This is a genomic window from bacterium (assembly GCA_028820935.1).
GTDB lineage: Bacteria > Actinomycetota > Acidimicrobiia > Spongiisociales > Spongiisociaceae > Spongiisocius.
In genome coordinates this window covers 127123-141237 of sequence record JAPPHZ010000036.1, presented here as the reverse complement: position 1 = coordinate 141237, position 14115 = coordinate 127123, and the positions used below count along the sequence as shown (strand labels likewise).

Genomic DNA, 14115 nt, shown 5'->3' with positions numbered 1-14115 from the left:
CGCTCACCTAGTTCATCGTACCGTAGTGGTGGGCGCGCCGGCCCGCCCGCGAAAAAACACACACCAAACCCGCCCCCCCGAGGGAGAAAAAACCGCACCCACCAAAGAGACCCCCGCAGTAAACACGGACACCACCCACCCCCCCCACACACACCATTTGTTGGGGGGGGGGTCAAACCCCCCCCCCACCCCCCACCCCATTTTTCGGGCGGGGGCCGCGGGGGCGCCCCCCCCTCTCTCGATCCGAATACCGGCAAGGTTCGTCCGGAACCTTAGGCCTCGATCCAGGTGTCGTTGTAGTACGGGTAGAGGTTCCACACGAAGGGCTGCCATCCGTGCACCTTGTTGTTGTGTACGAACGTGGCGTTCTGGTTCATCAGCGGGATGTACGGAAGCTCCTCCGCCCAGGCGAGCTGGAACTGGGAAGCCGCCGCCTGCGCCTGCGACTCTGTGGCAGAGTTCTGCCAGCTGGCGATGGCATCGTCGACCCGCGGCTCCACGGCGTGCGAGAAGTTCGGCACGGGGATGAACTGCGATCCGCCGAAGAGGATCAGCACGTCGAGCGGGATCGGCCACAGCCAGAAGAAGAGCGACATCTCCACCGAGTCCCGGCCCGGGCCGCTCTGCTGCTCGAAGGCGAGCGCCCGGTCCACCACGTCCAGATTCGCTTGAACCCCGACGTTGGCGAACTGGGCCTGAACGGCCTCGGCCACCGACTTCTGCACCGTCTCGTCCTCGACGAGGTAGCGGAACTCGAACCTGACGCCTTCGCGCTCCCGAACACCGTCGCTGCCCATGGTCCATCCGGCCCGGTCCAGCTTCTGGTTGGCCAGATCGAGGTCGAACTGGTTGAACTGCTCGACCGCCGACTCGTAGTTCCGGTCGGTGGTCGGGAACGGGCCGTAGGTTGCGGCGCCGTTGCCGAACAGGATGGCCTGGACCATGCCCTCCCGATCCAACGCGTGGGACAGGCCCTGGCGGGTCAGCCGGTCACCGAAGTACTCGGGATAGTCACGGTTCATCGCCAGGTGATATCCCGACCACTCGGGATGCCGGATCACCGTCAGGTCCGAGTTGGACTCGAGGCGCCCGATGTCCTGGTGGGCCGGGTTGATCAACGTGTCGATATCGCCGTTCTCGAGCTGGGTGGCCCGCTGGCCGGCCTCGGTGATGACCGTCCACCGGATGGCGTCCAGATGGGCCGGACCCTTGTTCTCGAAGAACGGGGTCTGGGAACCGGGATAGTCGTCCCAGCGCCGTACCAGCACATGGCTCCCCGGCACCCACTCCTCGTGGGTGAAGGGACCGGTGCCGTCAGCCAGCTCGGTGCCGTAGGTCGAGGCGGCGTTGAGCTCGCCATCGGCCGTGAGCGAGTGCTCCTTCCAGGTGTTGATGTTGACGATCCGCCAGTACCCGGTCTTGTGCGGGCCGAGGGCCCCCACCCAGGGGTTCTTCATCTTCATGACGACGTCATTGCCGTCCGCCTCGTAGGTGTCGACCGGCGCCGCCAGACCCGCGATGAAGCTGTACGTCTGGATGGACCGGTAGAACTCGGCCACCATCTCGGCGTTGATCGTCCCGCCGGAGTGCGACAGCTTGCCCTCCGGAATCGTGAACCGGTACTCGAGGCCATCATCCGCAGCGGAGAATCCCGATGCGAACTGGGGCACGGTGGCACCGCTCGGATCGTTCGACAGGATCGCCTCGTAGATGGCGAAGAAGGCCGGGTCGTACCAGTTGGTGGTGGCCGGATCGTGCTTGGAGACGTCCCGGTTGTAACCCTCCCGCAACGTACCGCCGGCAACCGGGCCCGTTATCACCGCTTCTGTCGTGGTCGGAGCCGCGGTAGTGGGGGCGGCAGTTGTCTCGGCGGGCTCGTCCTCGCCACAGGCTGCGAGTATCGACGCCGCGGCTGCCACCCCGACTCCGGCGACACCCATGCGCTTCATGAATTGGCGCCGCCCGATCTTGCGGGCCATGTACTGCTCGGTAAGTTCGGTCACTTCCGGACCCATCCAAGAATTACCCATAAGCAATATCCTCCTTCGCTCGCGCCACTGACGCTTAGCCGGTTATCTTATCCTGTTGCTCGCTACGGCGTACAACCAAATTCACATCCATTGGTAAAGGCGGAAAAATGGAACGGTTCCTGGTGACAGGATCAGCCGGTTGCATCGGCGCCTGGGCGGTTCATGAGCTGGTCAGGGAAGGAACTCCGGTGGTCACTTTCGACATAAGCGATACTCCCCATCGCCTGCGGCTCCTTCTGGACGAGGACGAGCTCTCGGCCGTCCGGTTCCGCCGGGGGGACATTCGCGACAGCGAGGCGGTCGAGGCGGTGATCGCGGACAACCGGATCACCCACGTGGTCCACCTCGCTGCCCTCCAGGTCCCGTTCTGTGCGGCCGATCCGGTCAACGGCTCACGCGTCAACGTCACCGGCACCTTGAACGTCCTGGAGGCGGCCCGCCGGTCCGACGGCCGGGTCCGGGGTGTCACCTATGCAAGCTCGATCGGGGTGTTCGGCCCCGCCGAGATGTACGAGGGCGGGGTGGTGTACGACGATTCGCCCGCCGCCCCTACCACCCTCTACGGCGCCTACAAGCAGGCCAATGAGTGGACCGCCCGCATCTACAGCACCGACTGGGGAGTCGGCTCGGTGGGTCTTCGACCCTCCGTCATCTACGGGCCGGGACGTGATCAGGGCCTTACCTCGGCGGCCACGGTGGCGATGCTGTCGGCGGCGGCCGGAGTCTCAGCCCACATCACCCACGGCGGAACGGTCACCTACCACCACGCCCAGGACATGGCCCGTATCTTCATCGCCGCCGCCCGCCTCGAGGCCGGCCGGGCCCTGGTCCACAACGTGGGCGGCCCGGTGGCTCACATCTCGGAGGTGGCGGCGGCGATCGATGCGGCCGCTCCCGGCATCGAGACCACCTACGACGACGCGCCCTTCCCGCTTCCCTCGATCATCGACGGAGCCGGCCTCGAGCAGGCCATCGACATTCCCCAGCGCACTCTGCCGGAGGGGATCGCAGGAACGGTCGATGCCTTCCGCCGACTGCTTGCTGAGGGCCGGGTCAGTTTCTAGTTGCTAGTTGCTAGTTGCTAGTTGCTAGTTGCTAGTTGCTAGTTAATAATCATTTGTTACGTCTTATCTCATGGTCAACAGCAGCCGGTAAGGGTCTGGAAAAGCCTGCCATATCGCGGTAACTGATGGGGAGGGATCGGAAGGCCCGACCCCGACATCAGTTTGGGAACCGGCCCTCGGCAACGGCGGCCGGGAAGCGAAAGGAGACCGAGATGGCGCGCGAATACTGCTCCATCACCCACGGAGATTCCACCATCGAGTTCGAGGTACGCCGGAGCGACCGCCGGACCAGGACGGTCGAGGTGGCCGTGACGCCCGTCGGCGTGCGGGTGTACGCCCCGAGAGCCGCACCGGTGGCCGAGCTCAAGCGGTTCGTCGAGGCCAAGGCGCCCTGGATTCTCGGGCACCTGGCGGATCTGGAACGAGCCTGCCTGCCCGGCCTGCGAGAGGGCCAGATCATGCCCTACCTGGGCCGGGCCGTGCCGCTCTCCTACGAGACCGGGGACCTGCCGGGACCGGTGGTGGACTTCGACGGGAGCCGGTTCACGGTGACCGTGCCACCCGGGCCGGACGAGGATTCCCGGCTCCTGAGCGTCGGCCATACGTTCGTGGCCTGGTACAACGCCCGGGCCTGGGAGCGGATCCCGGCCACGGTCGACGCATGGTGGCCGCTCCTCGGCCATGGCCCGAAGTCGAGGGTCTTGATCCGCGACCAGAAGAGCCGCTGGGCCAGCTGTGCCCGTGACGGCACCCTCCGGTTCAACTGGCGGATCGTCATGCTGGAGCCGAGGCTCATCGACTACGTGGTGGTGCACGAGCTCGCCCACCTCCAGGTCAAGGGCCACCCGCCCGAGTTCTGGAACCGGGTGGCCGGCGCCCTGCCCGACGTGGACGAGCGCCGGAGAGGTCTGAAGGAGGCCGTATCCGACCTGCCGCTATGGAGCCTGTGAGGCGACCGAGACCCGATCGGAGGGGTAGGCGGCCAGGAAGCCCTCGAGGGCGTCGGGCGACCAGGCCGGGCCGAATGGAAGCTCCAGTTCCAGGGGCGGGGACGCCTCGCAAGGCCTTCCCCGGCCGACCAGCAGCGTGGTCGTCCCCGCCCGGTGGCGGAGGATGTAGCTGTAGACGGTGCTGTAGCCCAGATGGTTGCACACGCCCGTGTCGCCCTGGTCGTGGCTCCCGAGCAACTCGAGGATGTCGTCCAGGGACGCGGCCCGGTCGAGGCGGCCCTGCGCGGAGCCGATCCGGTCGAGCGTGGTCAACCGGTCATCGTTCTCGGGGTGGACCCCGAGTTCGGTGTGGTGGTTGGAGCGGGCGGTGGGCCTGTCCGGCCAGAGCACGGCTGTCTGCCGGCTCCGTACCTCGATAGCAGCCTGGCCGTGACGGTCGATCAGCACCAGGTTGGCCCACAGGTAGGGGCGGGCGGCCACCGCTCGCTCCACCGCGGCCACGCCCGACGGAACATCCGTGCCCTCGCGCAGGGCGATCTCGACCAGGTCGTCGTAGTTGGCGTGGTCATCGAGGGTGCGGACGTTGGAGTCGCACACGAGCAGGCCGGAGGAGTTGGCGCCGATCGAGAAGCCCGAGAACCGGTCCAGGTCGGGATCGGTTCCCGCCCAGGTGGTGACACCCTCCACGCCGAACACGTCCGGTTCGAGCACCAGGCGGTCGTCGAAACTCTCCCTGCCGAAGTCCTTGTTCTTGAACAGCAGGTAGTCGTCAGGTCCGAGCCTGAAGAACCCGGTGGTGCACACTTGCCGGCCTCCCCGTCGCCACCACAGTTGCGGTCCGAGAATTGTAGGTGGGCGAGTCCGGTTCGGTATCGTTGCTCCCGTGCCGTCCGAGTTCCAAGGCCAGGCCGACCGCGCCAGGGTCGAGCGATTGCTGGTCCGCTACGTAAGTACCCACTCCGTCAACCCCGCCATCGACGGGGGCGCCGGCGAGGCCGACCTGGCGAGCCTGCTCTTCTCCGACCTCAGGGACTGGGGCTTCGATCCCGTGCGCGAACCGGTCCACCCGGGAGGGCGCGACAACGTCGTCGCCACCCTGCCGGGACGGGAGGGCTCTCCGGTCGTCATGTTCCACGCCCACCTCGACACGGTGGGCCTCTCCGGTAAGGCCACCGCCCATGCCCTGTCCACCGGCGGCAACGTGTTCGGGCGGGGCGCCTGCGACACCAAGGGGTCGCTGGTGGCGATGGTCGAGGCCCTCCGGCTGCTGGGGTCGGTGGACCCGGCCGAGCGGGCCACCGTCATGCTGGTGGGGGGCATCGACGAGGAGGTCGGCGGAACGGGGGCGGAGGAGCTGGCGGCCGCCCACCCGGAGGTCGACATGGCGGTGCTCGGCGAACCCACCAGCCTGGAGATCGCCACCGCCCACAAGGGCGTGCTGCGCATCGAGATCGCCACCACCGGCATCCCGTCACACTCCTCCAAGCCCCACCTGGGACGTAACGCCATCTACGCGATGGGACGGGTTCTGGACGCCCTCCAGACCGACTACCTGGCCGCCCTCGACCCGGTGGGACACCCGCTGGCGGGTCCGCCTACGCTGGCCGTCACGACCATCAGGGGAGGCTCCGGCTTCAACGTGGTGCCGGCGGAGTGCGTCATCGGCCTCGACCGGCGGGTGATCCCCGGCGAGAACCACGAGGAGTTGCTCGAGGAGTTTGACGAGCTGCTGGCCGGCCTCGATGTCCCCTTAGAGCGCCGGGACCCCTTCCTGATGACCGCTCCCCTCGACACCCCCGTTACCGACCCGGTGGTCCAGGCCTTGAAGGGGGCCCGGGAGGCGGCCACGGGCCGGGAGGCCGATCCGATCGGCGTCACGTTCGGCACGGACGCCTCCGCGCTCGCCCCGGCCGGGATCAGCTGCGTGGTGTTCGGACCCGGCAGCATCGACCAGGCCCACTCCGACGAGGAATGGGTGGGCATCGAGGAAACAGCACTAGCGGCCGAGATCCTCGCCCAAACCGCTCTGAACCTCGCCGCCGGCTGACCCGGCAGCCCGGCCAGATCCCCATCAGAGGTCTGGTGGTGTCAACGTCATCTACCGAAGCCGCTACCCGCCAGCAGTTCGTCCACCCAGTCGGCGAGGGTGGGATCCCCCCATCCATCGAACAGAGGCAACTTCGGGATCAAAGCGTCGCGAGCGTCGAGCGCCGCCTGAACAGCCTCACGCACGATGGAGGCCTCGCTGCGGGACTCTCGTTCCGCTACCTCTTCCAGCCGTTGCTTCAGATCGGCAGGGAAATAGACGGTCGTACGCTTCATGTCAGAGCCGGAAGCGGCGGCGGCTCTTCCTCAGTGACTCGGTCCGCAGGTCAACTTCGATCCCCGCGGCCTGAAGAGCGATTGTTCCCAGGAGGGGCTCGGTTCCGTCCTCCCCGAACGCGATGAGGCTACCGATGAACTCTCCCATGAATTCCACCTCCCCGATGGTGGTATCGACGGTCACCACGCTGCCGTCGGCCAACTGGTAGACCCGCTCCCCCTTGGGCTTAAGGCCGATAGCCTCCAGGTAGCGCCTCGGCACGTGACAGTCGTTGGCGCCCGTGCCGACCAGGAAGGGGCCTTCCCAGGTCCGTTGTGGCTCGGCGGGGTTCCGGATCAGGACCTGCACATGTGTCTCGCCCATGCTGCTGTCTCATTCGCTATTCCGGCAACTGTGCTGCGCGCCTGCAAGTGTTGTACGTCGAGCGGCGGCGCGTGTCAACCCCCCTGTTGAGTCGTGTCCTCGAGCCGCTCAGACAATCCGCCACCACGGGGCGGAAAGTACGTCCGGGGTGAGCCACTCGGTGACGGTTCCGGCGTGCAGGAGGAGACCGGGCCGGGCTTGGTCACCGTATTCAGCCCGGAAGGTGCGGAGGTGACGTGCGTCACAGAGACGGGGGCGCTTGGTCGCCTTGATCTCGATGGGGAGCAGGCGGTGCCACTTCACGCTCTCAGGACGGGTATGGAGACCCGGGTGGGATGGGAACGGTTGTGCAGCACCGTTTGGGTGGCCGGGATCGAGTCGAGCGGTCCGTCGGTGAGCGGCTGGGCGCCCGTGTTCAGGTTCCGGTCCCACTGGGGGAAGTCGGAGCTGGAGATGTTCAAGCGGAGGCGCGACCCGGCGCCCACGCGGGCCCCCACCGGGCCCAACTCGATCTTGAACTCGTACACCCGGCCCGGGGTCAGCAGCTCGGGATCCGACAGCGACTCGCGGTAACGCGCCCGGAGGATCCCCTCCTGGAGGTTGACCGAGCGGCCGGCCTCGTCCACCACGCAGAGCCGGGCGGTGAAGTCGGTGTCGACGGCCGTCGTGGCGGCGTACAGGGTTACCTCCGCGTCTCCGACCAGCTCGACGTCCTCCGCCAGGGGCTCGGACGTGTACACCAGGATCATCCGGGACACCTCCGCCTCGTGCTGGTCGGCCGGGCCCATCGGGGTGATGCTGTCGAAGCAGCACGAGTGTCCCCCCATCGATGGAACCGGCACTCCCGGCTCGTAGATGAAGATGTCGGGCGGCTCGTCACCGGGCGCGGTGCGGTCGAGCGTGCCGTCCCCGAACTTTGAGTTGGCGCATCCGTCGGAGTGGATGAACCAGTCCTCCACCACCGCGTCCGGGGGCGGCCACGAGGCGAAGTCCCGCCATCCCCCGTCCAGGGTGAAGGCGGTCACCCGGCTGTCCATGACCCCCGTCTCCGTACCTTTGAGGGTCTGGTCGAACCACCGGAGCAGCCAGGAGTCGATCTCCATGGTCGAAGGACCGTCGGAGCCGAGCCGGCTGACCGGCGTCCAGGGCATGTGCGCCCAGGGTCCGACCACCAGCTTCTGGTTGTCACGCGTCCGGTCGTCGTAGCCGGAAGCGGAGAGCCCCACGAAGTTCTTGACCGTGCCGCCGAGGAACACGTCGTACCAACCGGCCACATGCAGGGCCGGCACCCTGATCCGGCTGTAGTCCTCGTCGATGCTCCACCGCTTCCAGTAGTCGTCGTAGGAGCAATGCTCCGCCCAGTCGTTGAAGTAGGGCACGTGCGGGGTCTGGAGCGGCGGGTAGCCGGCCACGGGGAGGGAGTGGTACCAGTTGGGGGCCGCGCCCAGGGCGGCGGCCAGGCCGATGTGGCCCTCGAGGTCGCCGGCCCGCTGCGCCGTCTCCAACCCCAGGAGCGTCGCCCAGTAGCCGATGAAGGCCAGCGAGAGTGCCCCGCCGTTATAGGTCCACCCGTCGTAGTACTGCGAGGCGGTGAAGGCCGGCGTGATGGAGGCAAGGGAGGGTGGCGCGGTCACCGCCGCCAGGAGCTGGGTGGCCCCGACATAGGAGAACCCCATCATCCCGACCCGGCCATTGGATCCGGCCAGCCGGGCCGCCCACTCCACCGAGTCGTAGCCGTCTTCCATCTCGTGGAGGTAGGGATAGAAGTCGCCTTCGGACGCGTACCGGCCCCGGCAGTCCTGAACCACCACCACATACCCCTGGGCGGCGAACCAGGCCGGGTGAGCGCTGCCGAAGGTGGGAACGCCCGACCGCTTGTCGTAGATGGAGCGGATGAGCAGCACGGGCAGGTCGGCCTGTGTCTCGGGACGGTAGACGTCGGCCCGCAGCACGGTCCCGTCCCTCATGGTGGCTTCCGCGTCACGCTGGACGGTGACGCCGAGTCCCGGCATCTGCTCGATCAGGGGGGTGGTGGTCATTGTGTTCCTCGCCGATGGACATTCGGGGCGGGCCAACCCGCTTCGGTAGCATTCTGCGCGAGAGAGACGGACGAAGCAACCGGCCCAACCGGCAACGGGTCCGGCTGGTCCCGGAAGGGCGGAGGCGAGCATGAGCGAGAGCGAGTTCAGGCAGGACACCTACTACGAGGAGGGCTCCGACGCCGGCGGGATGCCGCAGAGCCACATCGAGGAGTTCCTCGGAAGCCCGGACAGCACGTGGCTGCTCAAGCTGGCCTTCCTCAAGGAGGACGGCTGGCCGATGGTGGTGCCGCTCTGGTACCAGTGGGACGGCGAGGCCTTCTACGTGGTGGGCCGCAAGCGCTCCGGCTGGGTGCATGACCTGGAGCGGAACCCGCAATGCGCCGTCTGTATCGAGGAGACCGCCCACCCGCGGATCCGCAAGGTGCTGGCCCAGTGCACCGCCGAGATCGTGGAGGGCCCGGCCAAGGGCGAGGGATCGAAGTGGGTACCGGTGGCTGATGAGATGGCGACCCGTTACACGGGGCCCTCGGGACCGGAGCAGCTGAAGGCGTCGTGGGACTGGGATCGTTACCTGGTGCGCCTGGTGCCCCGTGACGGCAAGCTGACCACCTGGCAGGGGGCCGACTGGGCGCTCCGTTACTTCGATGCGGGTCAGCGTCCCGACCTCGAGGAGAAGGCCCGGCAGCGGGAGGCCGGCGCCCGGTGAGGCGCCTGGCCGACCAGGCCGTCTCGCTGGCCCGGTCCGAGATCCGGGTCCTGTTCGACCGGGCCGCGACCCGTCCCGACACCATCCGCCTCGAGGTGGGTGAGCCCAGCTTTCCCACTCCCGAGCACATCGTGGCCGGTGCCCACGCGACAGCCCGGGCGGGCTGGACCGGCTACGGGCCCAACGGCGGGCTGGACAGCCTGCGGGAACTGCTGTCCGCCAAGGTGGAGGAGGTGGACGGGTTCGCCGCCCCTCCGGACCGGATCGTGGTCACCCCCGGCGGGATGAACGCCCTCTTCTCCACCTACTTCGCCCTGCTCAACCCCGGTGACGAGGTGCTCCTGCCCACGCCCGGGTTCCCCAACATGGACGGCATGGTGCGCCTCCTGGGAGGAACGCCCGTGTTCTATCACCTGGAGGCTTCCAACGGCTTCCTGCCCGACCCGGAACGGCTCGGGGCCCTGATCTCGGACCGGACCACCATGCTCTTCGTCAACACGCCGTCCAACCCCACCGGGTCGGTATTCCCCGCCGACCTGATGCGGGAGCTCGTCGAGCTATGCAACCGCCACGATCTGTGGTTGCTGTCGGACGAGGTCTACGACGAGTTGGTGCTGGACACCACGGCCTTCCACACCGCGGCCGCCCGTTACGACGAGGAGGACCGGGTGATCAGCGTCTACAGCTTCTCGAAGGTGTACGCCATGACCGGCTGGCGGGTGGGCTACGCGGTGGCGCCGCCCCCGGTGGCCGACCTGCTCCGCAAGCTCCAGGAGCCCCAGCTGTCGTGCCCGAGCACCATCTCGCAGAAGGCGGCCGAGGCGGCCCTGCTCGGACCCAGAGAGCCGATCCGGGCCATGCTCGATGCCTACCGGAGACGCCGCACGGCTGCAGTTCGCACCGCCACCGAGGCCGGGCTGGAGTTGGTGGCGCCCGCCGGCACCATCTACATGCTGGTCAAGGTCGACACGCACGGGCGGTCGATGTTCCGGTTCGCCCTCGATCTGCTCGACCGCCACGGAGTCAGCGTGGCGCCGGGATCGGTGTTCGGACCGGGCGGCGAGGGCTACGTCCGCATCTCGCTGGCCGCCGATGAGGACCGGATCACCGAGGGTCTCCGAAGGCTGGCCGTGGCATGTAGAGAGAGGACGCTGGCACCCGCATGACCGGCGCCAGGACCGAGGACCGCCTCGACTCGTACGTACGAGACCGCCGGGACGAGGTGCTCGAGTTCGCCAGGGAGCTGATCCGGACCCCGTCGCCCAACCCGCCCGGTGACGAGAGGGCCGTGGCCGACCTGGTCACCTCGCGGTTGGCCGATCTGGGGGTCACCGATGTGGAGCGGGTGGGTGCGACCCCCGAGCGGCCCAACCTCATAGTCCGGATTCCCGGAACGGGCGGCGGTCCCACGCTGGTGCTCTCCGGGCACCTGGACACCAAGCCGGCCGGAGACCTCACGGCGTGGAAGACCGACCCGTGGGATCCGGTCCTGGAGAACGGCAACCTAGTGGGGCTCGGGTCAGGCGACATGAAGGCCGCCGTGGCCGCCATGGTCTACACGCTGGGCGGGATCGAGTCGGTCGGCCCGCTTGCCGGAGACCTGGTGGCGGTGTTCACCGCGGACGAGGAGGCGGGATCGCTGCTCGGCTCCAAATGGATGGCGGACAACGGCCTGCTGGAAGCCGACGTGGCGCTCATCGGGGAGCCCAGCGGCATCGAGCGGGAGTGGGAGTCGATCCACCTGGTGTCGAGGGGCGCGGCCCTCTTCAAGGTGAGGATCACCGGCACCCAGATGCACTCCTCCATCTCGGACCGTATCGAAGGGATCAACGCCACCGTCCAGATGGCCCGGCTGATCGACCGGATGGACCGTGACCTGGAGAGCTACCTGACCTACGGGCCCCACCCGCTCTGCCCCACCGGACCGACCGTCAATGTCGGCGTGATGGCCGAGGCCGGCGTGTTCTACGGGGTATATCCCGGCAATGCCGAGTTCGCCTGCGACATCCGCACCCTGCCCGGTATGGGAGAGCAGCAGCTGATCGACGACATCAACCGCTTCCTCACCGCCGCCATGACCGAGCAACCCGACCTGGCGGCGGAACTGGTGTGGGAGCTGATGGTTCCCGCCACCGAGATTCCTCCGGACCAGCCGCTCGTGCCGATCCTCCAGGAGACCACGGCCCGGGTGCTGGGCCACGAGCCGCGCCTCGACGCCTTTCCCGGCGCCACCGACGCGCCCCATTTCCAGCTGACCGCGGGGATCCCCTGCGTGGCGGCCTTCGGGCCGGGAATGCTGCCCCGCGCCCACAGTCCCAACGAGTACCTGTCCGCCGATAGCGTGGCGCAGGCGGCTCAAATCTACGCCCTGGCCGCGCTCCGATACCTGGGAGGGTCACAATGAGCATTCCGCCTGCCGAACTCTGCGCCCGCTTCCGCCGGCTGTACGTGCCGGCCGTTTGCGATGCCCTCTACTGGATGGGGCTTCCTGAACAGGTCCTGCCCAGCTACCTGCGGCCGCTCTTCCCCGAGCAACGCATCGCCGGGCTGGCGCATACGGTCCAGGGAGCGCCCATCGAGCCGCGCATCGGGCGCGAGCCCGGCATCGAGCGGATCACCTCCTACCTGCAGGTGTTCGAGAACCTCACCCCCGACAGCGTGCTGGTGTCGGTCAGCCCGGACACGCACGTGGGGCACCTGGGCGAGCTGTGCTGCAACTCGGCGCGGCAGCACGGCTGCGTGGGCGCCATCCTGGACGGCAACCTGCGGGACATCGAGGGGATCCGGGACATCGGGTTCCAGGTGTTCTACCGAGACCTGTCGCCGCTCAACGCCATCGGCCGCTGGGAGATGGTCGCCTCCCAGGTGCCGGTCACTATCGGCGAGGTCACCGTCCACCCGGGTGACGTGATCCTGGCCGAGTTCGACGGCATCCTGGTGATCCCCCGCGATGACGCCGAGCAGGTGCTGATCCGTTCGGAGGAGATCGTCGGCGCCGAGGAGATGGTCCGGGCGGAGATGAGGGAGGGCGAGTCGCCGCTCGCCGGCCTCGAGCGCCACGGCTACATCTGAGTTAGTTGCTGGTTGTCGTCGCTCCGTTCACATGACCCGTTCCGAGGCCATCCGCCTGGCCCTGGTGGAGACGGCTGCCCGCCGCCGGGGCGAACAGGCCTTGGCCTCGGATGCGGCCCGGCTCGACGCCGACGAAGACGACAGGGCGGAAATGCTCGCGGTCGCCCGCATCATGGAAAGCCTGCGCGCGCCGGGGTGACACCTTCGCGTTGGGGCTGCCCAAGGGATGGATAGTTCCGATCCCGAATAGGGGTGTCACTATTGGACACCACCAGGGCTAGTCGTTGTTGCTGCTCCAGCCGCCCACGCCGAACCCAACCAACGCTACCCCGACCATCAGGAGCATGAGCCCGTCTTCGTTGTTCACTGCGAACACAATCCCCAACACAACGGCCACCACACCGATGGCAATAGACACCCGCTTCACAGTCACCGTGTCTCCTCTCCCTGAGTTAACACACAGGGGTGAGGCTAGTCGGGCCACTCTCCGGCTGGCGGAGGCGGTACACAAAAAACGCATCCCCCAGCACGACGCCCAGGACCACTCTGAAATCGGTGCGTGTGTACCCGTACTTGTAGTGGCTAGATGATCGTGATTAGTTTTTAGTGGTTAGTATAGGACTAGAGACTAGAAATCAGGATGGGGTGGGGCGGGTTTCGGCTCGGTAGAGGAATGTCGCCATCTGGGCCCGGTCACCGTGTCGCCGGGGCAGAACCGGGAACCATCGCCACAGCCGGCCGTTATCCCGGAAGCCTTCAGGCGGGCGACCTGGTCGGCGTACCAAGCACCGGCGGGAACATCAGCGAATTCCGGATCCGGTCCCTCGGGCAACGGGTAAGCCCCCGCCAGGAACACCGCCACCTGCGCCCGGGTCACCGTGTCGTTCGGGCAGAACACCCCATCACCGCAACCGCTGGTGATTTCCAACTCGGCCAGCCGCTCGATGAACGGCGCGCGGAACCCCGACGGGTTGACATCGCTGAACCTCGACTCCGACACCGGAGACGGATCACCGCCGTCGAGGACCCGCACCATCCACACTGCCAGCGTCTTGCGATCCATCGGCGCCTCCGGGCAGAAACTCTGTGCAGCGCACGCGGTGCGGGCAAACACCCCACGGCCCGAAAGCGTGACCACCGGCTGGGTGTAGTACGCATCAGCAGGAACATCACCGAACCCGCCCACCAACACCGGACTCAGTGTTGGAGGTGGTACGCGCACGTTCTGGGCTCGGTAGAGCAACGTGGCCATCTGCGCCCGGGTCACCGCGTCTCGAGGGCAGAACCGGGAACCGCCACAACCGGGCGTTATCCCGGAAGCGGCCAGCCGGGCAACATGGTCGGCGTACCAGACCCCGACGGGCACATCAACGAAGCCCGGATCCGGACCCTCCGCCAACTCGTAGGCCCCCGCCAGGAACACCGCCACTTGGCTGCTGGTCACGCGGCCGTCGGGACAGAACTCCGAACCATCACCGCAGCCGCTGGTGATCCCCAACTCGGTCAGGCGCTCGATGAACCTGGCGTGGAACGACGACGGTACCTCTCAGATCTGTATCGACTCG

At 67.5% G+C, this 14115-nt stretch carries 15 protein-coding genes; 8 read left to right on the top strand and 7 right to left on the bottom strand.

Annotation, left to right across the window (positions count from 1 at the left end; all coding sequences use genetic code 11):
* Positions 1–272 precede the first annotated feature (272 nt).
* Positions 273–2030: an ABC transporter substrate-binding protein gene (locus OXM57_11035; protein MDE0353212.1), complete on the bottom strand. Its 1758-nt coding sequence runs from the start codon at positions 2028–2030 to the stop codon at positions 273–275.
* Positions 2031–2137: 107 nt separating this feature from the next.
* Between OXM57_11035 and OXM57_11030 the strand changes: the two genes are divergently transcribed.
* Both OXM57_11030 and OXM57_11025 read left to right on the top strand, forming a co-directional pair.
* Entirely contained in the window at positions 2138–3094 is a 957-nt protein-coding gene (locus OXM57_11030; GenBank protein ID MDE0353211.1) for an SDR family oxidoreductase, read from the top strand.
* A 212-nt stretch (positions 3095–3306) separates the two neighbouring features.
* On the top strand, positions 3307–4044 hold the full coding sequence (locus tag OXM57_11025; GenBank protein MDE0353210.1) for a SprT family zinc-dependent metalloprotease: 738 nt from the start codon (positions 3307–3309) through the stop codon (positions 4042–4044).
* Here OXM57_11025 and OXM57_11020 read toward each other — a convergent pair.
* Entirely contained in the window at positions 4030–4848 is an 819-nt protein-coding gene (locus OXM57_11020) for a hypothetical protein (protein MDE0353209.1), read from the bottom strand. The two genes, OXM57_11025 and OXM57_11020, sit on opposite strands and share 15 nt — an antisense overlap.
* A 79-nt stretch (positions 4849–4927) precedes the next feature.
* On the opposite strand from OXM57_11020, the gene OXM57_11015 reads away from it, so the two are divergent.
* Positions 4928–6091, top strand: a complete 1164-nt coding sequence (locus tag OXM57_11015) for a M20/M25/M40 family metallo-hydrolase (protein MDE0353208.1) — start codon at positions 4928–4930, stop codon at positions 6089–6091.
* A 47-nt stretch (positions 6092–6138) separates the two neighbouring features.
* On the opposite strand, the gene OXM57_11010 is transcribed toward OXM57_11015, so the two are convergent.
* From OXM57_11010 to OXM57_11000, 3 genes are all read right to left on the bottom strand, one after another.
* Positions 6139–6366, bottom strand: coding sequence for a ribbon-helix-helix domain-containing protein (locus OXM57_11010; GenBank protein ID MDE0353207.1), 228 nt, complete (start codon positions 6364–6366; stop codon positions 6139–6141).
* Between the two features lies 1 nt (position 6367).
* On the bottom strand, positions 6368–6730 hold the full coding sequence (locus OXM57_11005) for a clan AA aspartic protease (protein MDE0353206.1): 363 nt from the start codon (positions 6728–6730) through the stop codon (positions 6368–6370).
* 299 nt (positions 6731–7029) lie between these two features.
* Complete coding sequence (locus tag OXM57_11000; protein ID MDE0353205.1) at positions 7030–8769, bottom strand: CocE/NonD family hydrolase; 1740 nt, start codon at positions 8767–8769, stop codon at positions 7030–7032.
* Between the two features lie 130 nt (positions 8770–8899).
* On the opposite strand from OXM57_11000, the gene OXM57_10995 reads away from it, so the two are divergent.
* From OXM57_10995 to OXM57_10975, 5 genes are read left to right on the top strand one after another with little or no spacing between them, the layout of a single operon-like run.
* Entirely contained in the window at positions 8900–9478 is a 579-nt protein-coding gene (locus OXM57_10995; GenBank protein MDE0353204.1) for a pyridoxamine 5'-phosphate oxidase family protein, read from the top strand.
* Entirely contained in the window at positions 9475–10644 is a 1170-nt protein-coding gene (locus OXM57_10990; GenBank protein ID MDE0353203.1) for an aminotransferase class I/II-fold pyridoxal phosphate-dependent enzyme, read from the top strand. Before OXM57_10995 ends, OXM57_10990 begins: the two co-directional genes overlap by 4 nt.
* Complete coding sequence (locus OXM57_10985; protein MDE0353202.1) at positions 10641–11882, top strand: M20 family metallopeptidase; 1242 nt, start codon at positions 10641–10643, stop codon at positions 11880–11882. The genes OXM57_10990 and OXM57_10985 overlap by 4 nt, the downstream gene beginning before the upstream one ends.
* Positions 11879–12550, top strand: a complete 672-nt coding sequence (locus OXM57_10980; GenBank protein MDE0353201.1) for an RraA family protein — start codon at positions 11879–11881, stop codon at positions 12548–12550. The genes OXM57_10985 and OXM57_10980 overlap by 4 nt, the downstream gene beginning before the upstream one ends.
* Positions 12551–12581: 31 nt before the next feature.
* Positions 12582–12749, top strand: a complete 168-nt coding sequence (locus OXM57_10975; protein MDE0353200.1) for a hypothetical protein — start codon at positions 12582–12584, stop codon at positions 12747–12749.
* A 78-nt stretch (positions 12750–12827) separates the two neighbouring features.
* Here the strand turns inward: OXM57_10975 and OXM57_10970 are convergent, their stop codons facing one another.
* Positions 12828–12983: a hypothetical protein gene (locus tag OXM57_10970; GenBank protein ID MDE0353199.1), complete on the bottom strand. Its 156-nt coding sequence runs from the start codon at positions 12981–12983 to the stop codon at positions 12828–12830.
* A gap of 195 nt (positions 12984–13178) precedes the next feature.
* Positions 13179–14048 (bottom strand): S-layer homology domain-containing protein, encoded by an 870-nt coding sequence (locus OXM57_10965; protein MDE0353198.1) that lies wholly within the window; start codon positions 14046–14048, stop codon positions 13179–13181.
* Between the last annotated feature and the right edge of the window lie 67 nt (positions 14049–14115).